Annotated in this window: 22 protein-coding genes and 5 pseudogenes; 14 read left to right on the forward strand and 13 right to left on the reverse strand. The window is 71.1% G+C overall.

What is annotated here, in order from left to right; all coding sequences use genetic code 11:
* Nucleotides 1–123 precede the first annotated feature (123 nt).
* On the forward strand, nt 124–1,092 hold the full coding sequence (locus CP969_RS03055) for a hypothetical protein (RefSeq protein ID WP_016827965.1): 969 nt from the start codon (nt 124–126) through the stop codon (nt 1,090–1,092).
* 350 nt (nt 1,093–1,442) lie between these two features.
* Here the strand turns inward: CP969_RS03055 and CP969_RS33120 are convergent, their stop codons facing one another.
* Nucleotides 1,443–1,607, reverse strand: a complete 165-nt coding sequence (locus CP969_RS33120; RefSeq protein ID WP_004992968.1) for a hypothetical protein — start codon at nt 1,605–1,607, stop codon at nt 1,443–1,445.
* Nucleotides 1,608–1,869: 262 nt separating this feature from the next.
* On the opposite strand from CP969_RS33120, the gene CP969_RS03065 reads away from it, so the two are divergent.
* The 4 genes and pseudogenes from CP969_RS03065 to CP969_RS34405 form a co-directional block, all read left to right on the forward strand.
* The gene (locus tag CP969_RS03065; RefSeq protein WP_016827964.1) at nt 1,870–3,042 is read left to right on the forward strand and encodes an exonuclease SbcCD subunit D; all 1,173 of its coding nucleotides are present in this window, start codon (nt 1,870–1,872) and stop codon (nt 3,040–3,042) included.
* 18 nt (nt 3,043–3,060) lie between these two features.
* On the forward strand, nt 3,061–5,493 hold the full coding sequence (locus CP969_RS03070; protein ID WP_026085482.1) for an AAA family ATPase: 2,433 nt from the start codon (nt 3,061–3,063) through the stop codon (nt 5,491–5,493).
* Nucleotides 5,494–6,229: 736 nt separating this feature from the next.
* Nucleotides 6,230–6,451 (forward strand): P-loop NTPase family protein, encoded by a 222-nt coding sequence (locus CP969_RS03075; RefSeq protein WP_016827961.1) that lies wholly within the window; start codon nt 6,230–6,232, stop codon nt 6,449–6,451.
* Between the two features lie 109 nt (nt 6,452–6,560).
* A pseudogene (locus CP969_RS34405) lies at nt 6,561–7,094 on the forward strand (urease accessory protein UreD); the annotation flags it as partial.
* A gap of 226 nt (nt 7,095–7,320) precedes the next feature.
* Here CP969_RS34405 and CP969_RS34410 read toward each other — a convergent pair.
* A pseudogene (locus CP969_RS34410) lies at nt 7,321–7,476 on the reverse strand (transposase); the annotation flags it as partial.
* A 130-nt stretch (nt 7,477–7,606) separates the two neighbouring features.
* A complete protein-coding gene (locus tag CP969_RS03085; protein ID WP_016827959.1) occupies nt 7,607–8,413 on the reverse strand; it encodes a YihY/virulence factor BrkB family protein in 807 nt (268 codons plus the stop codon).
* A gap of 167 nt (nt 8,414–8,580) precedes the next feature.
* Between CP969_RS03085 and CP969_RS33675 the strand changes: the two are divergent.
* A pseudogene (locus CP969_RS33675) lies at nt 8,581–8,736 on the forward strand (site-specific integrase); the annotation flags it as partial.
* Between the two features lie 182 nt (nt 8,737–8,918).
* Here the strand turns inward: CP969_RS33675 and CP969_RS03095 are convergent.
* Together CP969_RS03095 and CP969_RS03100 are read right to left on the reverse strand one after the other, a co-directional pair.
* A complete protein-coding gene (locus tag CP969_RS03095; RefSeq protein ID WP_016827958.1) occupies nt 8,919–9,677 on the reverse strand; it encodes a DUF2182 domain-containing protein in 759 nt (252 codons plus the stop codon).
* Nucleotides 9,674–10,288 carry a DUF1326 domain-containing protein gene (locus tag CP969_RS03100; RefSeq protein WP_016827957.1) on the reverse strand — a complete coding sequence of 205 codons (615 nt, stop codon included), beginning with the start codon at nt 10,286–10,288 and terminating at the stop codon, nt 9,674–9,676. The genes CP969_RS03095 and CP969_RS03100 overlap by 4 nt, the downstream gene beginning before the upstream one ends.
* 354 nt (nt 10,289–10,642) lie before the next feature.
* Here CP969_RS03100 and CP969_RS03105 point away from each other — a divergent pair, with 354 nt between their 5' ends.
* From CP969_RS03105 to CP969_RS03115, 3 genes and pseudogenes are all read left to right on the forward strand, one after another.
* Nucleotides 10,643–10,891, forward strand: coding sequence for an SCO4226 family nickel-binding protein (locus CP969_RS03105; protein WP_004992949.1), 249 nt, complete (start codon nt 10,643–10,645; stop codon nt 10,889–10,891).
* Between the two features lie 170 nt (nt 10,892–11,061).
* Nucleotides 11,062–11,455, forward strand: a pseudogene (locus CP969_RS03110) (transposase); the annotation flags it as partial.
* Complete coding sequence (locus tag CP969_RS03115) at nt 11,427–12,071, forward strand: protein-L-isoaspartate(D-aspartate) O-methyltransferase (RefSeq protein WP_016827956.1); 645 nt, start codon at nt 11,427–11,429, stop codon at nt 12,069–12,071. The pseudogene CP969_RS03110 and the gene CP969_RS03115, both read left to right, overlap by 29 nt.
* A gap of 208 nt (nt 12,072–12,279) precedes the next feature.
* Here CP969_RS03115 and CP969_RS34565 read toward each other — a convergent pair whose 3' ends face one another.
* The 3 genes from CP969_RS34565 to CP969_RS03135 all read right to left on the reverse strand — a co-directional run bounded on the left by CP969_RS34565 (nt 12,280) and on the right by CP969_RS03135 (nt 14,974).
* On the reverse strand, nt 12,280–12,669 hold the full coding sequence (locus tag CP969_RS34565) for a LuxR C-terminal-related transcriptional regulator (protein ID WP_223887147.1): 390 nt from the start codon (nt 12,667–12,669) through the stop codon (nt 12,280–12,282).
* A 527-nt stretch (nt 12,670–13,196) separates the two neighbouring features.
* Nucleotides 13,197–13,889, reverse strand: a complete 693-nt coding sequence (locus CP969_RS03130) for an ABC transporter ATP-binding protein (RefSeq protein ID WP_016827955.1) — start codon at nt 13,887–13,889, stop codon at nt 13,197–13,199.
* A complete protein-coding gene (locus CP969_RS03135) occupies nt 13,886–14,974 on the reverse strand; it encodes an ABC transporter permease (RefSeq protein WP_016827954.1) in 1,089 nt (362 codons plus the stop codon). The genes CP969_RS03130 and CP969_RS03135 overlap by 4 nt, the downstream gene beginning before the upstream one ends.
* 173 nt (nt 14,975–15,147) lie before the next feature.
* Between CP969_RS03135 and CP969_RS03140 the strand changes: the two genes are divergently transcribed.
* The 3 genes and pseudogenes from CP969_RS03140 to CP969_RS34570 form a co-directional block, all read left to right on the forward strand.
* Nucleotides 15,148–16,368 carry a sensor histidine kinase gene (locus CP969_RS03140; protein ID WP_016827953.1) on the forward strand — a complete coding sequence of 407 codons (1,221 nt, stop codon included), beginning with the start codon at nt 15,148–15,150 and terminating at the stop codon, nt 16,366–16,368.
* Nucleotides 16,365–17,000, forward strand: a complete 636-nt coding sequence (locus CP969_RS03145; RefSeq protein WP_004992937.1) for a response regulator — start codon at nt 16,365–16,367, stop codon at nt 16,998–17,000. Before CP969_RS03140 ends, CP969_RS03145 begins: the two co-directional genes overlap by 4 nt.
* A gap of 61 nt (nt 17,001–17,061) precedes the next feature.
* Nucleotides 17,062–17,166 (forward strand): annotated as a pseudogene (locus tag CP969_RS34570) (IS6 family transposase); the annotation flags it as partial.
* A 183-nt stretch (nt 17,167–17,349) separates the two neighbouring features.
* Here CP969_RS34570 and gvpJ read toward each other — a convergent pair.
* The 5 genes from gvpJ to CP969_RS03175 form a co-directional block, all read right to left on the reverse strand.
* A complete protein-coding gene (gene gvpJ / locus CP969_RS03150; protein ID WP_016827952.1) occupies nt 17,350–17,736 on the reverse strand; it encodes a gas vesicle protein GvpJ in 387 nt (128 codons plus the stop codon).
* A 351-nt stretch (nt 17,737–18,087) separates the two neighbouring features.
* Entirely contained in the window at nt 18,088–18,252 is a 165-nt protein-coding gene (locus CP969_RS03155; protein ID WP_223887035.1) for a hypothetical protein, read from the reverse strand.
* A 629-nt stretch (nt 18,253–18,881) separates the two neighbouring features.
* Nucleotides 18,882–19,298, reverse strand: coding sequence for an RNHCP domain-containing protein (locus CP969_RS03165; RefSeq protein ID WP_026085479.1), 417 nt, complete (start codon nt 19,296–19,298; stop codon nt 18,882–18,884).
* A 29-nt stretch (nt 19,299–19,327) separates the two neighbouring features.
* Nucleotides 19,328–19,714, reverse strand: coding sequence for an RNHCP domain-containing protein (locus CP969_RS03170; protein ID WP_004992926.1), 387 nt, complete (start codon nt 19,712–19,714; stop codon nt 19,328–19,330).
* 595 nt (nt 19,715–20,309) lie between these two features.
* Entirely contained in the window at nt 20,310–22,208 is a 1,899-nt protein-coding gene (locus tag CP969_RS03175) for a CASTOR/POLLUX-related putative ion channel (protein WP_016827948.1), read from the reverse strand.
* Between the two features lie 292 nt (nt 22,209–22,500).
* On the opposite strand from CP969_RS03175, the gene CP969_RS03180 reads away from it, so the two are divergent.
* Nucleotides 22,501–24,495: a flavin monoamine oxidase family protein gene (locus CP969_RS03180; RefSeq protein WP_026085477.1), complete on the forward strand. Its 1,995-nt coding sequence runs from the start codon at nt 22,501–22,503 to the stop codon at nt 24,493–24,495.
* A gap of 294 nt (nt 24,496–24,789) precedes the next feature.
* Entirely contained in the window at nt 24,790–25,773 is a 984-nt protein-coding gene (locus tag CP969_RS03190; protein WP_399474156.1) for an IclR family transcriptional regulator, read from the forward strand.
* Nucleotides 25,774–26,008 lie beyond the last annotated feature (235 nt).

The following is a 26,008-nucleotide window of genomic DNA, read 5'->3' on the forward strand; positions in this document are numbered from 1 at the left end:
GGCGCGGTACGTGTCCTGCGCCGGGGGGGAGCGTGCGACGGTCATTCGTGATCGGCCGGCGAGGACACCGCACGCGCACGAACCGCGTTGCCACAGACGCTTTCGGACGCCGAGGAGCAGCACGTGAGCGACACCGCTTCGACCATTCGTCGCGTCTACCTCCACTGTGAGTTCCTTCCCGCCGATCCCACCGTCCGAGGCCTGATCTCCATCGGCCTCACCGACGACTCCGGCTGTGACTACTACGCCGTCAACAACGGGATGGACGTGAGCGCCGTGCTCAACGTCCCGTGGCTGGCCGACAACGTGTGGCCCCACCTGCCCCGGTGCACGGTCGACGGCTCCCCCTGTCTCCTCGACCGCACCCATCCCGACGTCAAGCTCCTCGACGAGATGCGCGACGACGTGGCGGAGTACTTCGCCGACGGCTCCCCGGAGACCCGTCTGTACGCCTACTACGGCGGCCAGCACATCTGGCGTCTGCACTCCCTGTGGAACCACGACTGGGCGGCGATGCCTTCCTCGGTGCCGCGCTGGTGCCACGAGCTGCGGTCCCTCGTCGTCCAGGCCGGCGACCCGCCCCTGCCGGAGCGAGCCGGCGGACAGCACCACGCGCTGACGGGCGCCGGCCACAACCGCACCCTGCACGAGTACCTGCTCGCCCTCTCCACCTGCCCGCAGTACGACGACGATGGCTTCCGCCCCGTGAGCGGCCCGCACCGGATGCCGCCCACCGGTTGGCAGGCGGCCGCGCCCCTGCGGACCGAGCGCGTGGACGAGAGCTCTGCGGCCTGCCGGGGGCCGGAAAGCAGCAGCCGTCATCCAGGCCGGCCGGTGACGAGGGGGGAGCGGCCGACGCGTTTCCCCACCCATCAGATGCACTCCGTCGTCTGCGACGTCTGTGACTACGTCTACGACGAGGACGGGGACGGCTTCGAGGTGTTCGACAGCCCGGAGGCGGCCGCGCAGGAGGTGTTGCGGCACCACTGGAAGTGCCTCTCCGACGGGCGGGTGATGTGCCCAAGTGATGATGGGGAGCACCAGGCCGTGTATGACGAGTTGATGCCGCCCGAGCCGGGGGCCGGCGGGTAGGTCGCGCCGACGAGGAGACGTGCCGATGAAGGCGTCGACGGATGGGCAGCCGTGTGGGCGGATCGCGCGCGGAGCGAATCGGCGTGGGGTCGGGGGTGCAGCCGTTCGAGGCCTCCGGCACACCGGTCCCGCCCGTACCGCCGTCACTGTCGCCGTCGCGTGTGGCCGACTTCACGGCCTGCCCGCTGCGCCACCGGTTCCGGGCGATCGACCGGCCGCCGGAGAGGCCCAGCGCGGCGGCGCCCTGGGGGGGACGCTGATGCACGCGGCGGCTCGCCCGGAAAGGCACCGTGCAGCAGCCGGAACACCGCCGCGCCCAGCGGCACACGGAGGCCAGTGGCGGTGGGCGGCTATGTGGCGGGGGTGAAGCCCCGTTCGATCAGGGCGTCGAGGGTGGCGCCGCCCTCGCCGTACACGAGGGTGCCGGAGTCCCAGTCCAGCGCTACGTCGTCAAGCCCTCGATCGCGGACGAGCCAGTCGTAGTTTCGCAGCGCGATGATCGTCTCCTCGGTCATGAAAGGAGGCTATTGCTCTTGGTCCGGATCTCCCTGTCGTGCACCTCTGGTCCGTCACCCCTGCCACGCATCCGGCGGAACGGCGGCCCCACGGAGGCGCTGCACGGAAGTGCTGCCGCCACCTGTCCCGCCCGCGGTGCCGGGTCCCCGGTGTCTCCCCCGGTCAGCGAGGGCGGTGAGGACCCACGACCTCGCACCTGGGGGCAAGGAGGCCGGCGGCATGCCGCCGTCGGCAACCGCCGTGGAAAAGCGAGGCGTTTCCATGAAGTTCCTGCACACCTCGGACTGGCACATCGGCAAGGTGCTCAAGGGCCACAACCGGCTCGACGAACAGCGGGCGGTCCTGCGCGAGATCGTCCGGGTGGCACGGGATCACCGCGTTGACGCCGTCCTCGTCGCCGGCGACCTGTACGAGTCGTCCGCCCCGTCGGCGCAGGCCCAGCAGCTGCTGGTGCAGACGCTGCTCGCGTTGCGACGCACCGGCGCTGAGGTCATCGCGATCGCCGGCAACCATGACCACGCCGCCACTTTCGACGCCTACCGGCCGCTCATGGCGAGCGCGGGGATCACCTTGGCCGGCACTGCCCGCCCTGCGGCCGACGGCGGGGTGGTGGAATTCACCGCGCGCTCGACGGGGGAGCCGGTCGCCGTCGCCCTGCTGCCGTTCCTGGCCCGACGCCACGCGGTACGGGCCGCCCAGCTGGTCACCGAGACGCCTCGGGAGGCCGCGACCGGCTATGGCCGGCTGGTACGGGACCTGCTTGCCGCGCTCACGGCCGGCTTCCGCGACGACACGGTCAACCTGGTGATGGCCCACCTGACGGCGGCCGGGGGAAAGCTCGGCGGGGGTGAGCGGTCCGCCCAGTCGGTCCTCGAGTACTGGGTGCCGACCAGTGCCTTCCCACCCGACGCCCACTACGTCGCGCTCGGGCACCTGCACCGCCGCCAGTCGCTGCCCGCACCGTGTCCGGTGCACTACTGCGGCAGTCCGATCACCCTCGACTTCGGTGAGGAGAACGACTCCACCGTGGTCCTCGTCGTCGAGGCCGAGGTCGGCACGCCCACCCGCGTCACCGCCGAGGTGCCCATCGGGTCCGGACGGCGGCTGCGCACCGTACGCGGCACCGTCGACGAGGTGACCCAGCGCGCCGAGGAATTCGGCGACGACTACCTGAGGGTGCTGCTGTGCGAACCAGCGCGCGCGGGGCTACGGCAGGACGTGCAGCGGCTGCTGCCCAACGCGCTGGAGGTGCGCATCGATCCGGGGTTCGCCGCACCGGTGCACACCACCGGGCCGTCTCCCCCGGCCGACGGCGCGGACCGCAGCCCCGCCGAGCTGTTCCACGCGTACTGCATCGCCCGGGGAATCGCCGACGAACGGGTCGAAGCACTGTTCACCAGGCTCCACGACCAGGCCACCGCCATGCACGCCTGACGGCGGGAAGGAGTCCCCATGAGGCCGGTACTACTGGAGATGGACGGCTTCGCCTCGTTCCGGGAGCCGGCCGCGGTGGACTTCCGCGAAGTGGACTACTTCGCGCTCGTCGGTCCGACCGGATCGGGCAAGTCCACCGTCATCGACGCGATCACGTTCGCGCTGTACGGCTCGGTGCCGCGCTGGAACAACCGGCGCACGGTCGCGAACGCACTCGCACCCACCACCGACCGGGGCACCGTCCGGCTCGTCTTCGACCTCGCCGAACACCGCTATGTCGCCGCCCGGGAACTGCGCCGCGCTGCCGCCGGCGGTGTCGGTGTGAAGAACGCCCGGCTGGAACGACTCGCCGACCCGGACGCGCTCGGCACGCCGGACGACATCACCGAAGTGCTCGCCTCCGATTCCGAGGTCACGCCCGCGGTGGAAAAACTGCTCGGGCTGCCGTTCGAGCACTTCATCACCTGTGTGGTGCTGCCGCAGGGGGACTTCGCCGAGTTCCTCCACGCGCAACCGGCCAGACGGCAGGAAATCCTCGTCAAACTGATGGGTCTGGAGATCTACCCCCGGATCGCGCAGGCGGCGAACACGGAGGCCGAGCGCGCGAGGCAGCGCGCCGAGCTCCTCGCCCAGCAGCTCGAGGAGTTCACCGACGCGACCGAGTACGCGGAACAAGCGGCACAGGGCCGGGTGGCCACGCTGGAGGAGGTCGCCGAGCGGGTCCGTGCGGCACTCCCCGAACTCGCCGAGCACGGCGCGGCGGTCACCGAGGCACGGCGGGCGTGCGAGACGCTGACCGCGGAGCGGGACCGGTTGAGAGCGGTCGCCGTGTCGGCCGGGCCCGAAGAACTCGGCAAGAGGGAACGCGACATCAAAGCCGCCGAGGAGGCGGCCGACGAGGAACTCGCCGCGGCCGAGGCAGCCGACACGGCTGCCCGTGAGCAGCTTGCGGCGGCACCGCCCCGGGCCCCGCTCGAACAGGCCCGCCGCGACCACATGGAGCTCGACACACTGGAGAGGAGATTGCCCGCCACGCAGGCGCTGCAGCGGCACTGCGCCAGGGCACTCTCCGACGTGACCGCCGCCGAGGAGGAGGCCGAGGGGCTCGCCCTGCAGGCGCGCCGGACACAGGAGGCCACGGCACGGTCCCATCTGGCCGCGGCGCTGCGAACGCACCTGCGGGATGGCGCAGCGTGCCCGGTGTGCGGGCAGCGGGTCACGACGACACCCGGCCCGCCGGCCGCGCCCGACCTGGACAGGGCCGAGCAGGCACGAGTCAGGGCCGACCGGGAGGTGGAGCGGCTGCGCGAGGCGTGGACGGAGGCGTTCAGAGCCGAGCAGCGGGCCACCGGCGAACTGAACGCGCTCACCGGCCGGATCGTCGCCCTGCGTTCCGTCCTCGCCGACGCCCTCCCCCGGGAGCAGACCACCGCCGCACTCGCACTCCGGGAGCGGTGGGAAGGAGCTGCCGACGCGGCGGACGCGAGACTGCGGCGTGCGCGAGCCGCCAGGGCGAGTGCCGAGCAGGCCACGACGCGCGTTCGCCGGGAGGTGCAGGCGGCCTGGTCGGCGCTCGAGCATGTGCGCGACCCGCTCGTCACGCTCGGGGCTCCGGTGCCGGACCGTGATGACCTGGCCGCGGCGTGGACCGCCCTCGTCTCCTGGGCGGCGGCCGCCGCCACCACCCGCGAAGCGGCGCTGTCCGGCGCGTACGAGAGGCTGGCGAGGGTCCGTGGAGAACTCACCACCGCCGAGGGCCGACTCGTCGGTGTGCTCGCCACCCACGAGGTGGCCCTCCACGCAGGACGGCCGCTCACCGAGACGGCCGAGCCGGCGGTCGCGGCGGCGCTGGAGGGGGCCCGGCAGGAGGCGCGGCGTCTCATCGAACGGCGGAAGCAGGCCGCGAAGCTCGACATGCAGCGGCAGCACAAAGAGCGGGCGCACCAGGTGGCGAGGACGCTCGGCCACCTCCTGCGCGCGGACGGGTTTCCCCGCTGGCTCGTCGCGACAACCCTCGACACCCTCGTCGCGGAAGCCTCCGGGACACTCGCCGAACTGTCCGGCGGGCAGTTCGAGCTGACCCACGACGACGGGGGCTTCCTCGTCGTCGACCATGCCGACGCGGACAGCCGCCGACCGGTCAGGACACTGTCCGGCGGTGAGTCGTTCCAGGCCAGCCTCGCCCTCGCCCTGGCGCTTTCGGCGCAGCTGCCGGCCATGGCCGCAGCCGGTGCCGCTCAACTGGAATCGATCTTCCTCGATGAGGGGTTCGGCGCACTGGACGAGGCGACACTCGAGACGGTCGCCGCCACGCTGGAAGAGCTCGCGACGCGCAGGGACCAGGTGGTCGGCATCGTCACGCACATCGACGCTCTGGCCGAACGGGTACCGGTCCGCTTCGCCGTTCGCCGCGGCCAGGGAACCTCATCGATACAGCGGGAGGCACCGTGACCGTGTGAGCGCCGGGAAACCGGTTCTTGCGGGATCTTCGCGATGGAGTGACGGCCCGCCACCGGGGTGCCGTCCTCCGGGTGCTGTCACGCCGACTGACCGGGTGGGACGGTCTCCTGGTTGGTCACGGTGGAGGGAGACCGTCCGTGGACAGCGCGTTGCCGTCCCGACCACCGAGCCGAGACGACCGTCCGCTCCGCCATCAACGAGGCCGAGATGTCGCACGAGAGCGACCGGGAAACACCTTCTTACCCATGGGCCGCCCTGTGCCCCGCGTCAGGTGAGACCCATACGAATCTCGACCACCAAACCGATCAGCGAAAGGAACGTCACCATGCCGGCGGAGAACCGGAGCGACCTCGGACAAGCCCTTTCCACGGGGCCGGGTACCACGTCCGCCAGGAAGACGCCGGTGGTGCCCACCGGCTCACCACGACGGTGCGCGGCACCGACCGCTCCCTCGTGGCTCACCGTCGCACCCGCACCGTAGGCCCCGGTGGGGGTGGCGCCCCGGCCGACAAAGTCACGCTCTACGGCCGGAGCACCCAGGACGCATCCCCACCTGGCCAGGTGCGATAGTGCCCCGGCAGCTCTTCCTGCGGGCACCCACGGTGTGGTGAACCCGGGTAGCTCAACATCACCGCGCCACCGGCCGACCGCTGTGCAAGGCTGACTTCCGGTACGCGGGTGTCGGCCGGTCTGCCCCAGAACGGTCCCGGATGGAGCGGAGCCAGTGATGCTGCTCAGTCTTCAGGAGCGGGAGCGCCTGATGATCTATACGGCTGCCAAGCTCGCTACGGGTCTCGCCGGCCGGATGAACGCCGATCTTTCGGTGACGGCCCGCGACGCCAAGGACAAACGTGGCGACCGCCCCGTCCGCTTCCTGTCCCTCGTCGAGAACCCGGCGGCCGACGAGGCCACGGCCGGGGTCCGGGACCGACTGGACAGCGACAGGTGAGAAGCAAGCCATGACCCGGGCATCGGCCCGGCTCGCCACCGAGCGCACCCAGCCCGCGGTCGGGCGGCCACGCACCCGGATCTCGGTGCTGCGCTCCGACTGGCCGCTGATGCTGCGCACCACGTCACCGCTCGGCGCGACCCCGGTCACCGCCTGGGCCGGCCGCACAAGCGGCCCCGCCTGCGTTCATGTCGCGGCCGGCGCCGCCGGACCACTCGGCGGCGACCGGCTGGCCCTGGACGTGCACGTGGGTCCTTCCAGCGCTCTCCTGCTGGGCGAGGTCGCCCCTACGCTGCTGCCGGGAACGTACGGCGAGGAGTCACGCCTGGACATCCGCATCCGTGTGGGCACAGGCGCGGCCCTGGCCTGGCTCCCGGAACTGGTGACCGCCGGGCGGGGGTGCCGACACGTCACCGACATCCGCGTCGTGCTGGAAGCCGGCGCCCGGCTGGTCCTGCGGGAGGAGGTGCTGTTCGGACGGCACGGCGAAGCATCCGGCGCCTACCGCCAGCGGGTGCGCGTCGAGACGGAGCACGGACCGGTCTACGATCAAGAGCTCGGCGTGGGTCCGGCGGCCATCGGGTGGAACGGCCCGGCCGTCACCGCCGGCCGGCGCACCGCCGGCACGCTGATCGCCGTGGACCCCGACCTGGCGAACGACGGCGCTCCCCCCGCTGCGCTCTGCGCGCACGACACCGCCGTCATGGCGCTTCCCGGCGGAGGCGTACTGGTCAGCACCCTGGCCTCGGAGACGACGGCCCTGCGGCGGCAGCTCGACCACGCCATGGCCCACCTCCTCACACGGGCAGCCGAACAGGGACCTGCCGCTCCGCACCGCGAACCCGCTCGGCACGTGAGTCGATACTTGGACCGCGCAACGTCGGCAGCGGCCCGGACCTGCTGCAACAGACGCTCCCACGCCCCGTCGGCCGACCCAGCCGGTGGCGTTCGGAGACGGTCTTCCAGGGGCCGAACCGCTCAGGAGGATCCCGCCACTACCCACCGGTCCGCACCCGGTGCAGGATCCGCGGCTTGGCCGGCGTTGGTTGTCGCTGTCGGTCGTCACTGAGTGCCCTCCCATGGCCCCAGGACGGCCGGACGGGCGTCCCATGATGCCGCTGCTCCTTGTGGGAGGGCGGGTCGTGCGGTGGGGGCTCAACGCAGCATGCGACCCGCGACGGCCCCCAGGTGGATGATCACGCCGACTGCCACCAGCCATGACAGGAGGGCCATGACGACACCGATGGGGCCGAACTTTTGTTCGTTCGCCACGATCGTCGCTGAGAAGTAGTGGGCGGAGAACACCCCGAGGCCGGTCCAGCAGGCGCTGGTGACCAGGGCCGAGGGGAACAGGGCGCGCCATGTCACCGTACCGGCGAGCAGTACGTACATGCTCCCCCACCAGAAGACGACCGCCCAGAGGAAGCCGATCAGGCTGGGCAGGAGCCACCCGTCGGACGCCCTGCCGAGCCCGGCCTGCGCGGCGGAATAGGCGAGGAGCCCTGCAAGCCAGGCGAGTTGGGCCACGGTGTTCCGCCACCCGCCTCCATGGACGTTGAACAGCATCCGGTACCAGCTCTGGAGGGTGCCGGCCACGGCCACGGCTCCGAGCAGCAGCAGGACGGCGCTCGTCACGGTGAGGGTGTACGACGTCGTCGCGGGGACGAACAGGGATGCCACGGCCTGTGCCGCCTGCTGGTTCAGCCCCAGCCAGCTGACGACGACCAGGGCGGCCTCACGGCCCGCCGCCGCGGTGATGACGATCAGGAAGGGAAAGAAGCACAGGAACGCGAGCGAGGCCAGTTGGAAGGAGTGCCCGAAGAAGTCGACCGCCGAGAGTCGACCCCACAGCCGGCCCGCCCCGCTCTCCTCGAAACGACGGCCGGCGGCCCGCCACTGCTGATCTGCGCGCCACCAAGGAGTGTGCCTTCGCCGGTGGGGTGCGTTACCGCCGTCGCTCATGCAATGAAGTGAACCTCGGCCGACCGGTCGTGTCGCGGCAGAGGAAGGGGCGGACGCACGTACCGGGGCAAGTGGTGGGGCAGGGAGGTGGCTCCGCTGGTCGCGCAGGAGGGCCCAGAGCGCATGGACCCGTCGGCGGGCAAGGGCCAGGAAGGCTTGGGGACCGGCGCGGGCGAGAGGGGGAGACCTGGCGGGAGTCGGACCGCGTCTTCGCCACCCGCACCGGGCGGCCGGTCGAGCCGCGGAACCCCCACCGGTCCTTCACCCGCGTCGCCCGGTCCGCCGGTCTCCGGGTGATCCGGCTGCACGACGCCGGCCGGGGAAACACGCTCCGGTGATTCTCGTGTGTTCACAGGGTTTCCCGGCCTCCTGGGTGCCGAAGCCGTTTTGCGTCCGTGTCCGGCTGACGGGACGGCGACGTGTGACGTGGTGGTCCGTCTCCACCTGCGAAGCGGGACCACCCACGTCTCCTGCGGGACGGAGCCGAGGAACGGTCCGTCCGGCCTCACATCCCGGTCGTACCGCCACCGGTGAGGCCCGGAGCCAGCGCCGGGACCCAGAAGACGGCGACGGCCAGGGCGATCGAGGCGACACCCACGGTACGGGCCACCAGGCGGCCGGCCGGAGCGAGCTTCTCGGCGGTGATCACGGCGGCCAGGACCACCATGGCCCACAGGTTCATCAGACCGAACGCCGCCAGCAGCACCATGAGCGACCAGCAGCAGCCCAGGCAGAAGGCCCCGTGGTGGGCTCCGGCACGCAGATCGCGCGAGAGTCCCGGGTACGAGGCGTAGCGCAGCATCAGCCCGATCGGCGAGCGGCATCTCGCCAGGCAGCGGTCTTTGAGGGGCGTGAGCTGGTAGACGCCGCTGACCGCGAACACGGCCGCGGCCACTGCGGTCCCCGTGGCGGCGGGGAGGCTCGCCGCCCGGCCCAGGCCGACGGCCAGCACGTACGCCGGCAACCCGGCCGCGGCCCAGACGAGCAAGTAGGCGACCGTGAAAACGACCATGCGCGGCGTCCGATGCACGGTCATGGTGCGTGCGTACAGCGCGGCGACGGACGTCGTGGCGGGCAGCATCATCGCGGCCATCATCAGCGTCCACACGGCCAGGAAAGCGGACAGGCCCAGGCTCATGGTGCCGGGCATGGCCTGCGTGCCGCCCCAGCGCGTCACCATCCAGACCCAGGCGGCCGCCGCCGCGATCAGCAGCAGCCCGGCGGGGCCCGCCCCGCGGCGGCCGGTGACCGGCCCACCGGTCATGCGGACCACGTGAAGGGCGCCGAGTGCCCGTTGGCGCCGGTGAAGTCCCAGGACCGGCCGTACACGCCGTCGCCCGTCGCCCGGGTCGACCGGGCAATGGTCAGCGTGCTGTTCACCGGGTGGAACATGCCCGTCAGCCCCATGACCGGACCGTCCTCGCCGAACTGCGGGGCGACCTGGTCCTCGATCTCGATGTCGATGGCGCCGCCCACCCGCGCGGAGTGGCGGCGGCCGTCGTCGCGGTAGTCGATGGGAACGCGCTCCACGCCGAGGACCTCGCCGATGAGCGGAGCGAGCGCAGCCATCGGCCCGCCGGCCTGACCGGAGAAGACCTTGCCCAGCGCTTCCGCCTGGCCGTCGTCGGCCGATGCGTCGAGGTACAGCGCCACCTGCCAGCCGCCCTCGGCCATCACCCGGGGCGCGTCGATGAAGACGGCGACGTTGCGGTCGGAGACGTCCATGCCGTCCACGTTCCCGCTGTCCACATGGAACGCGAAGGTCACCCGGCAGCGCTCGTGGTCGGCCGGGGCGGTGAGGCCCGAGGTGGTGCAAGGGCACACCACGTCGCAGTTGCAGCTCTCCAGGTACGTGCCGTTCAGGTTCCAGGGCATGGCTCTTCGCCTCCCTCTTCCACGTCCCCCTCGGGGAAGGGAATGCATCGGGAGGGGTCGTTCCGTCCCGGTGCCGCTCCTCTTCAGGCTATTCCCGACGGCCCCCGTCGCGCAGATCCGCCGGCCCCCGGTGCTCCTCGCCGCCGGCGCCCGTGTCCGGGCCCACGCCCTGGGTCACCTCCAGCCCCACCAACGTCGCCCTGGCCTCCCGTTCGCTGTCGTATGTGCTGGAAACCGGCTGGTGGGTGCCGCACGGTCGCCGTCGCGGTCGTACGGGCACAGGATGGACGTAACGCAGGCGGCATGCGACTCGGCATCCGCCGGGACGCGGCAGTCGGAAGGAGGCACGACACCATGCCCCAGTTCATGGACGTCCACCACGGGATGAAGGGCCTCACGGCCGACCAGCTGAGGAAAGCCCACAAGGCCGACCTGGCCATCGAGAAGGAGGAAGGCGTCCACTTCGAGAAGGCCTGGGCGGACCCGGAGTCCGGAACTGTCTACTGCCTCTCCGAGGCCCCCTCGGCTGAAGCGATCCAGCGCATTCACGAACGCGCTGGTCACCGGGCCGACGAGATCCACCCGGTCCCCCTGACCACGTGAGAAAGGCCTCTGCCCACGGAGAACCTCAAGTGGGGGCCGATGCCTCCGGACCGGTCCTCGGCGCAGTGCTCCCGACAGGATTCGAACCCGCGACACCCGCTTCAGGAGAGCGGCTGGGGTGCCTTGGCGGTGCCCTTGCGGTTTCATCGGCCCGGCGGGCACGGGCGCAACCGCTCAGTCCAAGGAGCAGGACGTGGAAGCGCCGCTCGTGCGGGGACGGCGCCCACGGTCGGCGCGTCCATGACTGGGCCCGCGTCGAGGTCAGGCCCTGGCACCGGCCCGCCCGTCGGCACTGGGTGCCGGCCCGCCGAAGCGACGCCGGACGAGCTGATCCGCGTCGCGGGCAGCCGCTGGACGATCGAGGAATGCTTCCGGAGCGCGAAGCAGGAATGCGGCCTGGACGACCACCAGGTCCGCCGCCGCCCCGGCCGGCACCGCCCCATGACTCTGGTCATGGCCGCCCCCACCTGCCTGACCGTCCTGCGGGCCCGAGAACCGGACACCGACTCCGGCCGTCGCACGGAAAGCAGCGGACATGACCGAAGCCGCCCATCCGCTCGAGGATCTCGTGCGGGCCATTCGAGAGGCCGGTATCACCGACGAGCGCCTGCTCCAGGCCGTACGAGCGACGCCCCGAGCGGCATTCGTCCCCGCCGGCCACCAAGCGCATGCCTACCATGACGTGCCCCTTTCGATCGGGCACGCACAGGTGACCACGCAGCCCTCGCTCTCCGCCATGATGATCGAGGGCCTTGACTTGAACGGGGACGAACACGTACTCGAGGTCGGTACCGGCCTCGGCTTCCAGACCGCGCTGCTTGCCCGGTTGTCCGCCGACGTCGTGACCATCGAGAGGTGGCCGGACATCGCCCAGCAAGCACGGCGCAACCTAGCCGGGCAGGGCATCCGGAATGTTGAGCTGCGCGTCGGGGACGGCAGCGGCGGCGGACCGGACCGCGCTCCGTACGACGCAGTCATCGTGTCCGCCGCGTTCCCGGAGGTTCCCGCCCCGCTGGCCGAGCAACTGCGCTTCGGTGGCCACCTCGTCCAGCCCATCGGGCCGGGTGGCCGGGAGCAGGTCATGTCCTTTCTGCGCACCGCGACGGGGCTGGAGCGCCGACGGGTACTTACGCCCGCGCATTTCGTCCGCCTGCAAGGACGGTACGGCTTCCCCGTCTGAGCCCCGCCACCGCGTCGGATTGCCGGCCTTCCGGCGGACCCTGCGACACGAGGAGGGTGTCGGATGCGCGGTGGTGCCCAGGACATGGATTCGACGGCAGGTACTGGAAGCCCGCTCGGGTGCCGGTTCGATCCCGGCCTCCCACAAGATGTCCCCTACCGTGGACGCGGCCACCTTCACCCCGAACACGAGCAGTCCGCCATGCGCCCTACGGTAGCCCCGGTGGGGATTCCCCTGGCCAGGCGCAGGGCGGCACGCGGGTCGAGCGCGCGGTGCGCGGCCGGCCGCCGCGCCTGGGCCGGGACCGGGCGGCGGGTCGGCGGACGATCAGGTCGCGGTGCCGGCGCAGGACCGTGCCCGGCCGGACCAGCAGTCGCATCCGGCGTAGTACCTCGCGGGGCGCGCCGTGGAGCAACGCCGCCGGGAACGTCCGGTCGCTCGCGTGCATCCGGACCCGCTGCCCGTTCAAGTGCCGCTCCAGGACGGCAACCTGATGACGTCGGGCCAACTCCCGTCGGGAGCCCACGCCCAGCTTCGGATACGCCTTGTACACGTGGTGTTCGACGGTCCTGCGGCTGCGGAAGAGCTGCGCCGCGATCTCCCGGCTGTTGCCACCGGCCGCCGGTCGCCGACCGGACCACCTGCAACTCCTGCGGGGTCAGCCGGTCGAGGACGTTCTCCGCCGTCGCCTTCGCGGCCGTCGTCACGTCACCCGCCGCCCGCAGTTCCATCCGCACCCGACCCACCCAGGGCGCGGCATGCAGCCGCTCGAAGAAACTCCAGGGCCGGCCGCAGCACCGCGCGGGCGTCGCCGCGCCGCCGTACCAGTGCGCGATGATCTCCACCGGGTACCGATAGCCCTGGTACGACGGCGACGCGGACGGCACGAGCGAAACCCTCCCCGGCACGACCAACTCCAAGATCACCCCAGGCCGGCCGGCCAACGCGGCCGTACCCGTACTCCAGCTCGGCCTTGAGCGTGGCGGTCAGGATGGGGCACCAGCCCACCTCGGAGGCCCAACGGCAGCCGGTGTTTCCCGACCGGCTTCACTGGTACGGCTACCGCCGACCCCACACCGGAATCGGCGGCCGAACTCCTACCGGCCGCCTCACCCACCTGCCCGGTCAGCGCACCTGGCGGGTTGTGGCCGGAAGGCGCAGGCGTCCATCGTGCACTTCGGCGATCTGGTCGACGGCGGTGAGGTGGGTGCGGTCGTGGGTGACCAGGACGGTCGCGGTGGCCTGCCGGTGGGTGAGGCGGGTGATCAGGTCGATGACGGCGGCGCCGCGTTCGTGGTCGAGAGCGCTGGTGGGCTCGTCGACCAGGAGGACGGTGGGGTCGTTCATCAGTGCGCGGGCGATGTTGACGCGCTGACGCTGGCCGCCGGAGAGCTGATGGGGCCGCCGCGCGGCCTGGTCGGCCAGGCCGACAGCATCGAGAAGTTCCATCGCCCTGCCCCGGGCGGTGCGCGGTTCACGCCCGTCGATCCGGGCCATGACCTGGAGCTGCTCGACGGCGGTGAGGGAGGGCAGCAGGTTGGGCTGCTGGAAGACGATGCCGATCTTGTGACGGCGCAGTTCGGTGAGTTCACCTCGGGTCAGACCGGTGGTGGCCTGGCCGTCGATGGTGACGGTGCCGGCGTCGGGGGTGATCAGGGTGGCGGCGACCGCGAGGAGGCTGGACTTGCCGGAGCCGGAAGGGCCGACCACGGCGGTCAGGCTGCCCTTGGGCACATCGAGCGTGACCTGGTCGAGGGCGGTCAGACGGGAGTCGCCGTCGGGGTAGGTGAGGGTGATCTCGGTCAGGTTCAGGCTCATCGGGCGCTCCCCAGGGCGGTCAGCGGGTCGACGGAGGTGATGCGACGGATGGACAGGGCGGACCCGAGCGCGCCGAGCACGATCATCACCGCGGCCGGGATCAGGACGGTCGCGGGAGTGAGGAGGAAGGGCACGGCCGAGTCGGCCACGAGTGCTCCCAGGGCGGCGGCGATGCCGGTGCCGAGCAGGGTACCGACGGTGAGCAGGACGACGGCCTGGCCGAGGGCGTCCTTCAGGAGGTTGGCGGTGGAGGCGCCCAGGGCCTTGAGGACGGCGACGTCGCCACTGCGCTGGATGGTCCACACGGTGAAGAAGGCCCCGATGACGAGGGCGGAGATGGCGAACAGGAATCCGCGCATCAGTTGCAGGGAGCCGTTCTCGGAGGTGTAGGAGCCGATCGCGGACAGTGAGTCCTCGACGGAGACCGTCCTGGTGCCGACCTGCTGGTCGGTGGCCGCCGTATCAGCCCCGGAAGCGCTGTTCAGGGCGATGACGGTGGCGGTCGGGCCCTCCCCGCTGTCGGTGGGCGGCGCGGTCTTCCGCCAGACGTCCAGGCTGGTCCAGGCGACCGGGGTGTGGCTGAAGAAGGCGTCGCCCTCGACGGCGGCCACCTTCAACTGCTGACCTGCGAGAGTGAGGGAGTCGCCGACCTTCACGCTGAGGTCGTCGGCGGCTGCGACGGACAGCACCACCGCACTGTTACTGATCTTGTTGCTGTCCGGGGCGAGGCGGGAGCCGGGCTCGACGCCGAAGGCGGAGACCCCGGTGCTCCTGTCCCCGGCGGTGGCCTTGGTGGTGGTGATTCCCAGCGGCTCGGCGCTCTCGACGCCGGGGGCCCTGGACCACTGCTGCCACTGCTGCTGGGTGACGGTGGAGTTGGAGTACGACAGGTCCTGCCCACCTCCGGGCGCCTGGAAGGCGATCTTGTCGGCGGGCAGTCCCGTGATCGCGGAGATGTTCTGCCGGCCCAGTCCGGCCGTCAGCCCGGACAGCAGCCCGACCAGCAGGGTGATCAACACGATGACGGTCCCCATCAGGGCGAAGCGCCCCTTGGCGAACTTCAGGTCTCTCCAGGCGACGAACACGGCCTCGGCCTGTCCTTTCCGGCGGTGGAAGCGGTATGGCCCCACCCTCGCGGCCAGCCCCCCGTGTGCGCGTCTGGCACAGGACTGCACTTGGCGGGCCGAAAGACGGCACACGGGTTCTAACTTTCGATGGAGGCCCCCGGGGCGCCGGCCTCCGTAACCTGGGACGCACTGTGAACACCGCTGCCCCCGTCCTGACCCCGACCACCCGGGCCCTGGCCTGGTGCCTGCACCTGCTGATCATCGGCCTGCTCGCCCTGGCCGCCGGCCGGGCCGTGACCGACGACCGGCCCCACGCCGGTTTGATCGTCGGTGTGGCGGCGACGTGCGGCCTGGTGTACGCGGTCGGGCCCCTGCTGCCGGGCGTACGCCGCTCGCGGCGGGCCGCCGCGCTGTGGCTGGCCGCCGTGGGCGTTGTGTGGCTGGTGCTGCTCGCCCTGTCCCCCGACGCCGTGTGGGTGGCCTTCCCGCTGTATTTCCTCCAGCTGCACCTGCTGCCCCGCCGCGCCGGACTGGCGGCCGTGGCCGCCACCGCCGCTGCGGCCATCGCGGGCTTCGCCGCCCATCAGCACTCCTTCAGCCCCGCCATGGCCATCGGTCCTGCGCTCGGCGCCGCCGTGGCGGTCGCGGTGGTGTGGGGGTACCAAGCCCTGTACCGGGAGAGCGAACACCGCCGCAGACTGATCGAGGAGCTCACAACCACCCGCGCCGACCTGGCCGCCGCCCAGCACACCGCCGGTGTGCTGGCCGAACGCGACCGCCTGGCCCGCGAGATCCACGACACCCTCGCCCAGGGCTTCTCCAGCATCCAGCTGCTGCTGCGCGCCGCCGAGCGCGCCTTGCCGAACGCACCGGAGAACGCAGCGCGCTACGTCGACCAGGCACGACAGGCCGCCGTCGACAACCTCGCCGAGGCCCGGCGCCTCGTCGCCGCACTCACCCCGCCCACGCTGGAAGGCACCACCCTGGCCGGCGCCCTGGAACGCCTGTGCACCACCACCAGCAACCGGCACCGGCTCACCGCACGCTTCCACCTCACCGGCGACCTCGCCCCCCTCGCGACCGCGCACGAGGTCGCGCTGCTGCGCATCGCCCAGTCCGCTCTCGCCAACACCGTCCGCCACGCCGAGGCCACCACCGCCGAAGTCACACTCAGCTACCTCGGTGACCGGATCGCCCTCGACGTCGTCGACGACGGACGCGGCTTCGACCCCGCTCGCCTGCCCGCCCCCGACCCCGAGGCCGGCGGGTTCGGGTTGACCGCCATGCGCGCCCGCGTCCAAGCTCTCGGAGGCACCCTCACCGTCGCATCCGCCCCCGGCCACGGCACCGCCCTAGCCGTCCAGCTGCCCCTCACCCCGCCAGCCGAGACCGACCCCGAGGCCCGCCCGTGACCGACACCCCCATCCGCCTGCTCCTGGCCGACGACCACCCCGTCGTACGGGCCGGGCTGCGCGCCGTACTGGAAACCGAGCCCGGCCTCGTCGTCGTGGCCGAAGCCGCCACCGCCGAGGATGCCGTCGTCCGCGCCGCCGAGGGCGACATCGACGTCGTGCTGATGGATCTGCAGTTCGGCAGGGGCATGGGCGGCGCCGAAGCCACCGCCCGGATCACCGCCCTGCCGGAAGCCCCCCGAGTGCTGATCGTCACCACGTACGACTCCGACGCCGACACCCTGCCCGCCATCGAAGCCGGCGCCACCGGCTACCTCCTCAAGGACGCGCCGCCCGAGGACCTGGCCGCCGCCGTACGCACCGCAGCCGCCGGACGCACCACGTTGGCGCCCACGGTCGCCGACCGGCTGATGAACCGGCTGCGCACGCCGGACACCGCGCTGACCCGGCGCGAGACCGAAGTCCTCGCCCTGGTTGCCGACGGCCTGTCCAACCAGGCCGTCGGCAACCGGCTCCACCTGACCGAGGGCACCGTCAAGTCCCATCTGGCCCGCATCTACGCCAAGCTCAACGTCGACTCCCGCACCGCCGCCGTCGCCACCGCCACCGATCTCGGCCTCATCCGTCGCTGACAGCGCTGTCACGTTGGCTGACAGGGGGACACGATCTTCTTCGTGATCAGGGTGGAGGGGGATTGTTCTTGCGAGCACGTCGTCGTACCGGGGGCACCGGTACCCGGTCGAGGTGATCTCCCCCTGTGTGGGGCTGTACTTCCGCTTCCCGCTGTCACGGCGTGAGGGGGATCGGGTCACCGGCGCTGCCGGCTGACCCACCCCGGCCTGGACACGGGACCGGACCACAAGTCCACCAAGCCCCGACACACCGCCAGACGCTTACGCACCCGACAACGTGACAGCACCAGCAGCACGCCATGACCCCACGGGAACCGGGGAACGCTCCGCCGACTGCCGGCTGCGCGTTTCACTCCCTGCGCGCACCACCCTGTTCCTGCCGCGCCTCGCTACGGGCCTGCTGGAAAGCATCGGAGATCGTCTGCGCAGCCCCGGACAGGGCTCCCTTGGTCGCACCCCGAGCCCCCGACTCCTTGATCCGTCCCGGAAGCTCGGCCAGCCCGGCCGGCTTGCGCGGCCCCGCCTCCAGATCGAGGCGGTTGCACGCCTCGGCGAAGCGCAAGTAGGTATCGACGCTGGCCACCACGACCCGAACGTCGATCTTGAGTATCTCGATACCGACCAGGGAGACCCGCACGAACGCGTCGATCACCAGCCCTCGGTCAAGAATCAGCTCCAGTACGTCATACAGGCCACTGGAGCCTCCCCCACCGCCCTGCCGCGCCACCACAGTCATCGCGATCAGCCTCTTCCTCGTCCCCTCTGGTCCCGCCCAGAGATTCCCTCCACATCCGGCCGCTGGGAGCCGGGAACGTGACAGCAGCCCCGAAAGGGCCCGTGGCTCCCGACCGCTGGACAGTCGAAATTTCCCCACGCGAGCAACCGCCCCGCCATACGCCTCGGATAACCCGTAACCGCACACTCACGCCCGGCGATACCTGCCGAATTCTTGAAGACCCTCTCCACCACCTGGGACCAGCCCGTGGCGGCGGCATGGTCATAACCAGCCGTTCGGCGGAAATCCCGGCGCAACAGCCCTGACATCGGGCCATCACGGCCGGCGCGAACGGATAGCCGAATTTTCAGTTCAGCTGCGCCTGTGGGCGACGTTCATGCCGTGGACCCAGGCAGTCATGGTGGACGCCGCCACCGCGGCCGCCCCGGCCGAGACACCGCGCATATCGGCGTTCTGCCAGGTGATCGCCTTCACCATGCGGATGTCGAGGAACGAGCCGATCAGCTCATTCAGCATGCACCTCTCCATGTCGGTGCGGGTGAGATTGTCGGCCACGGTCCAGGAGCAGGAATCCACCCCGCGCGACCAATAATGGGTCAACGGAAACGATCAAACACTGCATGACGGACACCAACAACTGGACCGCATGACGGAACTCCGCCACCTCACGCTTACGCCGTGTTCTACATGATCAGTTGGCCGTTGGGCGGATCATGAGGAGTGGACGGTGGAGATGGATCATGCCGGACGGTTTCGGGACATCTGCTGCGGTGGCTGAGATCAATGGCGGAGCAACAGACGAATCGCGGCCAGAATGACCATGCCACGGAAGAAATGGGCCCTCTTGGTGCCCCTATGGATGTCAAGCGGCCAGGTCGGCTCCTGGGGCATCGCGTGAGCTCGGATGGTGATCGTGTAGAGCTCTCGAGCGACGTAGCGTTTGAGGCAACGGATGGCTTCGCGTCGGGACTTGCCTTCGGCGCTGCGTCGCTCGACGTAGCCGCGGCTGCGAGAACGATCACGGTCCGGCCGTGTCGGCTCCTCAGGGCTGTCGGCAGAGCGCCGAGGACGCCCCCGTGAGCTGGGCGTCCGGAAGCGGCACCGCGCCCGGGGAGACGGGATTCGCCCGCCCGGGCGCGGTGCTGTCACAGCGCGGTGAGCAGTGCGCGGTGGGCGACCCGTCGGTCCTGGAGTGGCCGGAGGGCCAGTCGCACCAGGGCGAGGGCGTTGTCGTCGCCGGCGATGCGGTTGGCGCTGAGTTCGCCGCAGGACAGGCACTGATGGATGATCATCCATTCGCCGTCCGGTCGTACGGTCAGACTCAGCGCTTCCATGCGGCCGCGGCAGTCCGAGGCGCGGTCGCCGGGGACGCGGTGGTCGACGTGGAGGCTGGCCAGGCAGTTCGGGCAGTGGTTGCGGTGTGCGGTGCCGGGGGCGTCCGGTGAGACGTCGAGCCGGCAGCCCACGCACCGGAAGTCGTTGCTCCGGTGCCGGCCGTTGCCGTGCAGCACGTCCTTGTGCCGCTGCGGTCGGCGCTGCTGCGAGGGTTTACGTCGTGGCATGGCTGAACTCCCCTTTCCGTGGTGAGCGCTCAGAGCGTTCCGAACGCTTCGAGCGGAAAAGGAGGTTCGGCCAGCGGCCGTACGGCCATCCGCATCAGGATGAGCTGGTTGTCGTCACCGCAGACCGGGTTCGAGGTCAGCTCGTCGCAGCGGACGCAGCGGTGGATCAGCATCCAGTCGCCGGTGCGCAGCACCGCGATGGAGATCGGGCTCATCCGCGAGCCGCACTCCGAGGCGCCGCCCTCGACCTGGTCGAGGACATGCGAGGAGTAGAGGCAGGACGGGCAGTGGTTACGGCGCCGGCCGTCGGGCGCGAGCGCCGACACGGTCAGTCCGCACCGGACACAGGCGAAGGTCTCGGTGCCGAGGACGTGGCGGGCGACGGTGTGCTGGGGGTCGATGTCGTTGCTGGACACCCGGGGTGCTCCTTGCTGAGGAAGGTATGAAGACAGCAAGAGCAGGCCGAGCGGCCTCGGAAGCACCCGGGTGCCCGGCGGTGGCGGACGGTCTGCGTCCACACCCCTGGGACCGCGGGTGGCTATGGAGGCACCGGGATACCGTCCCGGAAATCCACTGCGTGACGGCGGTGGAAGGGACAGCGGTTACGCGGTGCGGAGAGGCGCGCTCGGCGCGGTCCGGGTCACAAAAACACCTCTTCCAGGGCACAGAAGTCCGTGAACGACGAAGTACCTGCTGAACGTAACACGGAGGTGTGGTGGGACGCCTGGGTATTTTGACCTGCACGGATGCGGCAGGAAAGCCCGAGAGGTGCACGCCGAGCCCGTCCTGGGCCGGGACGTCCACGGACACCACGACGCCGTGGAACTGCTGACGCAGCGGGCCTGACGGCCGAGCGACCCTCCTGAATGACCATCCGCTTCGTGATCTGGAACCAGATCACCAGCACTGTCGGCCGACCCGCCATGACCTGACCACAGCCCCAGGTTCCGGGCCCGCATGCCGCGACGCACATCAAACCGCCACACACCCGACAACGTGACGATGCTTCCGTCAGTCCTTGCCGACGACGACCACCTCGTCCGCGGCCGTCCACCGGCGCCGCTCGGCTTTGGGCGGGTTGATCCGCACGCCGTAGCCGGGACTCGTCGGCAAGTCGTCGTGGCTTCGGTAACCGATGGCGCATTCGCCGCGATGACGTGCCGCGGCCACGACTGTGGCGAAGGACGTCTCACGTCCCGGCAGCACGTAGTCGGTGGCCGGCCGCATGCGGACCCCGGTGCCGTCGGCGGAGAACAGTTCCTCGAACACCGCCGCCAGGTGACGGTTCTGGGAGATCTGCGCCATGAGCAGGCCGATGAGCTTGCCACTGATGATCACGTCGGCTCCGGGGCTGATGGGGGCCAGCGCCCGGTTGCGGTCGTCGATCAGTTCGGTGACGACCGGCAGTTCGCGCCCGGTGGCCTCCTCCAGTTGGCGCAGCAGCAGGAGGGTGACGAGCGTGCGGTTGTCAGGGTCGTCCGGTGGCTGTCCGGGAGCGGGGTCCTGACCGAGCACGATCACGCTGTCGTAGGAGTGAACGTCCAGACGACGCAGGGTCTCGGGGCGGGTGACGTCCCCGCGGTGCAGTGTCAGGGTCAGGTCGGTGCCGCCGTGCGCGTCGGCCTCGTTCACCTGCCGGACCGTCATTTCATCACCGTCCGCCACCACGTCGACGGCGGATCCGGGTCGGGCGCGGCGGCGCAGCTGGTCGACTATGAGCGGCGCTCGGCGATTCCAGCCCAGCAGGAGAACCCGTTCCGCTCGCGCGGGTGTCGGCGGCCCGGACGCCATCGCCTCCTTCTCGACCAACTCCGCGCAGTCGCCGAGCCAGGCCGTGTCGTCGTCACGGGAGATGACGATGAGCAGGTCGTCCGCGGCGAGGGGCGTCTGCCCCGGGGGGTTGAGCAGGGGGGCGCCCGAGCGCACCATGCCGACGACGCTCGACGTCGGGTAGCACAGCAGCGCGTCGCCGAACGGCCGGCCGGCCAGGGTCGGCTCGCTGATCAGGTAGAACTCGTCGCCGGCGAAGTCGAGGAGTTCCTGGTGAACGAGGGAGAGCCCGGGGCGGCGCGCGGCCTGGACGATCAGCCGGGCGGTGACGGTGTCGCTCTCCAGGATGACGCCGCCCGGTCCGGCGGCGAGGCGGGCAGCCAGGCGGTAGCGGTCGTCCCGGACGGCAGCGACGACGGGCGGAAGGGTGGCCTCTCCGGTCAGGGCTGCCCGGAGCGCCAGCAGTGTCTTGACCACCTCGGCGTCGGCGTCGGGCTCGTCATGAGGCATCACCAGCACGACACCGGCCGTCTTCGGGCTGGTCAGGCTGAGCACGGCCGGGTCGGTGGTGGGGCCGCTGCGGCAGATCAGCCGCGTACGGCCGGTGGGACCCGCCTTCGTGCTCAGGGCCTCCTCCATGGCGGTCTTGTCCCGGTCGGCCAGGACGGCCACCGCCGCCCGCCGCTGGTTGGCATGGGCAGCCACCAACTCGCTCACCACCGTGAAGACCTGCTCCGACCACCCCAAGACCACGGCGTGCCCTTGCTCGAGCACCGTGGAACGGCCCCGGCGCAACGCGGTGAGCCGTTCCGTCAGCGCCGTCGTGATCAGACCGACGAGGGTCGAGACGTACAGCAGAGCGACCAGGGCGAGCAGCAGCGACATCGTCACTCGCAGCGGTGTGCCCGTCGAACCACCCAGCCGCAGCGTCTCCCCGGTCAGGCGCCACACCTGCGCGAACCGGTCCGTCAGGGACGCCGGTGCGTCAGGATCGGTCCACACGAGCACCGCACTGGCCGGGACGACGACGGTCAGGCACAACAGCGCCATCCAGCCGACGAGGGCGGAGGCACCGCGGGCCAGCGTGTTGTCGAACCAGTAACGGGCTCTGTCGCCGAAGCTAGTGCGCGGCTGCGCCACCCTTTCCCCCCTTTGGTCGCCCCGCGCTCCTGTGACTCCGGGGCAACGCCGTGGAAGCGGTGTGCCGCGCGAGCCCGGCGGAGAGCACGGATGTGGATACGCATCTGGCAGTGTGCGGGATCGGTCACGACGGCTCCGGGGGGATGCCCGGCATTCATTCCTTCGGGTTCCCCGAACCGTTCGCGCCGGCGGACCTGCTGTGACGTCAGGGCTTGTCGCCGCTTAGCTCCTTCGGGTCAACGCCGAAGCGAAGGGCGGACGCCCGGTCACGGCCGCCGGTACAAAGACCGCCATGACTGAAGATCACGCGGTGGTGCGTTCGGACGGCGGTCTGTCCCGGAGGAGCTTCGCGGCGGTGGCCGGCACAGCCACGGTCGCCACAGCCCTGACCGGCGGTGTCGCCGCGGCCCTGCCCGCACCGGCCGCCTCGGGCGACAGCCGTGGCGCCGACTTCGACCGGTGCCTGGCCGTCGCTCGCGCACTCCTCGTCCTGGACTCCGACGACCGCCCCCTCGTCCCGCGTTACCAGAGCGTCCTCCAGAAGGGACTGCCGGCTCAGCGACGGACACGGCCCAAGAACGTCCTGGTCATCGGCGCCGGCCCGGCCGGGCTGGTGGCCGCCTGGTTGCTGAAGAGGGCAGGTCACCGGGTGACGGTGCTGGAGGCCAACGGCAACCGAGCGGGCGGACGCGTCAAGACCTTCCGGAGCGGTGGCCACGAACGCGCCGAGCAGCCCTTCGCCGATCCCCGTCAGTACGCCGAAGCGGGCGCGATGCGCATCCCGGGCAGCCACCCCCTGGTGATGGAGCTGATCGACCAGTTCGAGCTGAAGAAGCGGCGTTTCCACTACGTCGACGTCGACAGCGAGGGACGTCCCGCCAACCGCACCTGGATCCACGTCAACGGCATCCGCGTGCGGCGCGCCGACTACGCCCGCGCGCCCCGGCGCGTGAACCGGTCCTTCGGTGTCCCCCGGGCCCACTGGGACACCCCCGCCGCCGCCATCCTGCGCTCCGTGCTGGACCCGGTGCGCGACGAGTTCAGCCGCGTCGGCCGCGACGGCAAGCGGGTCGACAAGCCGCTCCCGGAGCGGCTGCAGGGCTGGGCCCGGGTGGTGCAGCGCTTCGGTGACTGGTCGATGTTCCGCTTTCTCACCGAACACGCCGGCCTCGACGAACGGACCATCGACCTGATCGGCACCCTGGAGAACCTCACCTCCCGTCTCCCTCTGTCCTTCATCCACAGCTTCATCGGCTCCTCCCTCATCAGCCCCGACACGCCCTTCTACGAGCTGGAGGGCGGCACGGCCGTACTACCGGACGCCCTGCTGGAGCGCGTGCGCAAGGACGTGCGGTTCGACCGCCGTGTCACGCGCATCCAGTACCACCACCCCGACCGCCCGTCGCCGGACGTCGAGCAGGTCCGGAGCAAGGGCCCGCACGTGTGGGTGGACACCGTGTCGGAGGGCCGCGACGGACCTGTCGTACGCGAGCAGTTCACCGCGGACGTCGCCGTGGTCACGGTGCCGTTCTCCGGACTGCGCCACGTACAGATCGCCCCGCCCCTGTCGTACGGCAAGCGCCGGGCGGTCTGCGAGTTGCACTACGACAGCGCGACCAAGGTGCTGCTGGAGTTCAGCCGCCGCTGGTGGGAGTTCGACGAGGCCGACTGGAAACGGGAGCTGCGCGCCGTCGACCCGGGGCTGTACGACGCCTACCGCACCGGCCGGGCCGCCGCGGACGGCAGCCTGCTCGGCGCCCATCCCTCCGTGCCCGCCGGGCACATCACAGCGGGTCAGCGCACCCACTACGCCGCCAACCGCGCGGTCGCGCGCGACCAGCCGGAGGCCGTCGACGTCGTAGGGGGCGGATCGGTGTCGGACAACGCCAACCGGTTCATGTTCCATCCCTCCCACCCGGTTCCGGGCAGCGCCGGGGGCGTGGTCCTGGCCTCCTACAGCTGGGCGGACGACGCGCTGCGCTGGGACTCCCTGGACGACGAGGCACGGTACCCCCACGCTCTGTGCGGCCTCCAGCAGGTCTACGGCCAGCGCATCGAGGTCTTCTACACCGGCGCGGGCCGCACGCAGAGCTGGTTGCGCGACCCCTACGCCTACGGAGAGGCGTCCGTGCTCCTGCCCGGGCAGCACACGGAGTTGTTGTCCGCCATCCCCGTGGCTGAGGGGCCGCTGCACTTCGCCGGGGACCACACGTCCGTCAAGCCGGCATGGATCGAGGGAGCTGTGGAGTCCGCCGTGCGTGCCGCCTTGGAGATCCACACAGCGTGAGCCGAGCGGTCCGCTGAACCACGACACGGGCACAGGCCGCGGCGCACCGGCGTCAAGGCCTGTGGTTCCCGCAGGGGGGCGGCGTTCCAGCCGGTCCGCGTCCGCACCAGCTCGTCGGGGAAGTCAATGACGTCGATACCGCCGACCCGGCGCACGGTTTTCGTCCAGCCGGCTCCCCTGAAAGCCGTAGCGGGTGGAGGGTAGGCCGCGGGTGCCGGACCGGCATGCTCCGTGCGGGATCCTGTTCGTGCCGCACACCGGCATCCATCGGGCCGGGGCATCTTCCGCCGGGCCGTGGAGCGGACGGTCTCCTGGCCGCACGGCTCCCGCCGCCCGCGCATCCGCCGGGAACGGCGCGACGACGTCCACGACGCCTTCCTCGGCCTCGCCGTCCGCCTCATCGCCCACCGGCACGTCCCACGCCCTCGCCGGAACTTCCTGGGCGGAGTTCTTCTCAGCGGAACACCGATCGGCCTAGTATTCGGTGTGAGGAATTCAGAAAGACTCGAGGACACCGCGGACACCCCCTCCGCCGCCGCTGCCGGGCAAGGACAGGGGCTGGAGTCCGTGGACAACGCCCTGAAACTGCTGCTCCTGCTGCGCAGGAACGGCCGTCTGCGGCTGAGCGAGGCCGCCGACCACCTCGGCGTCGCCCGCTCCACCGCCCATCGGCTGCTCGCCACCCTGCGGGGCCGCGGCTTCGCGGTGCAGGGTACCGACAAGGCCTACCGGCCCGGACCCGCGCTCTACCGGCTCGGCATGTCGCACCGCTCCGACTACGAACTCGTCGAAACCGCCCGCCCGCACATGCTGTGGCTCAACGGCAAGCTGGGCGAGACCGTGCACCTGGTGGTGCGGTCGGGAGCCGAGGCGCGCTTCCTGCACAGCATCGAGGGCACGCATGCGCTGAGGGTCGGCAGCCGTGCGGGGGCCGCCCTGCCGGCGCACCTGGCTTCGGGCGGCAAGGCACTGCTCGCCGAACTGACCGTCGCCGAACTGACCGAGATCTACGGCCCCGGGGGCGGAGCGCAACCGGACACCGACCCCGAAACGCTGCACGGCAGGCTCGCCGCCGTACGCCGCCGCGGCTACGCGATCAGCATCGGGGAGACCGAGCGGGGCGTCTCCGCCGTGGGGGCCGCGGTACGGGAGCCCGGCGGGCGCGCCGTCGCGGCCCTCATCGTGTCGGCGCCGTCACTGCGCTTCACCCGGGCTCGCATCGACGAGGCGGCCGGGGTGCTGCGGGATGCCGTGCGGCGGATGGAGGCCGCGCTCTGAGGCCCGGGCGACCGCCCCGTGGGGTCCCTCGTCCGCGACCGTCCCCTATGGAGGGGAGCCTTGCATCGTAAGGGGATGGCGGCCTCACGCAAAGGGGGAAAGCCTGCCGTACCGCAGAGCGGAATTATTGACGGATTCTATTGCTCTGTGCGTAACTGCGCTGATTTCATCCCGGTCACCGCACAGGACATCGCACGGTGCCGCAGGGACAGCGGCACCGTGCGTCATGCCCTGC

Source organism: Streptomyces viridosporus T7A, assembly GCF_008704515.1.
Lineage (GTDB): Bacteria > Actinomycetota > Actinomycetes > Streptomycetales > Streptomycetaceae > Streptomyces > Streptomyces viridosporus.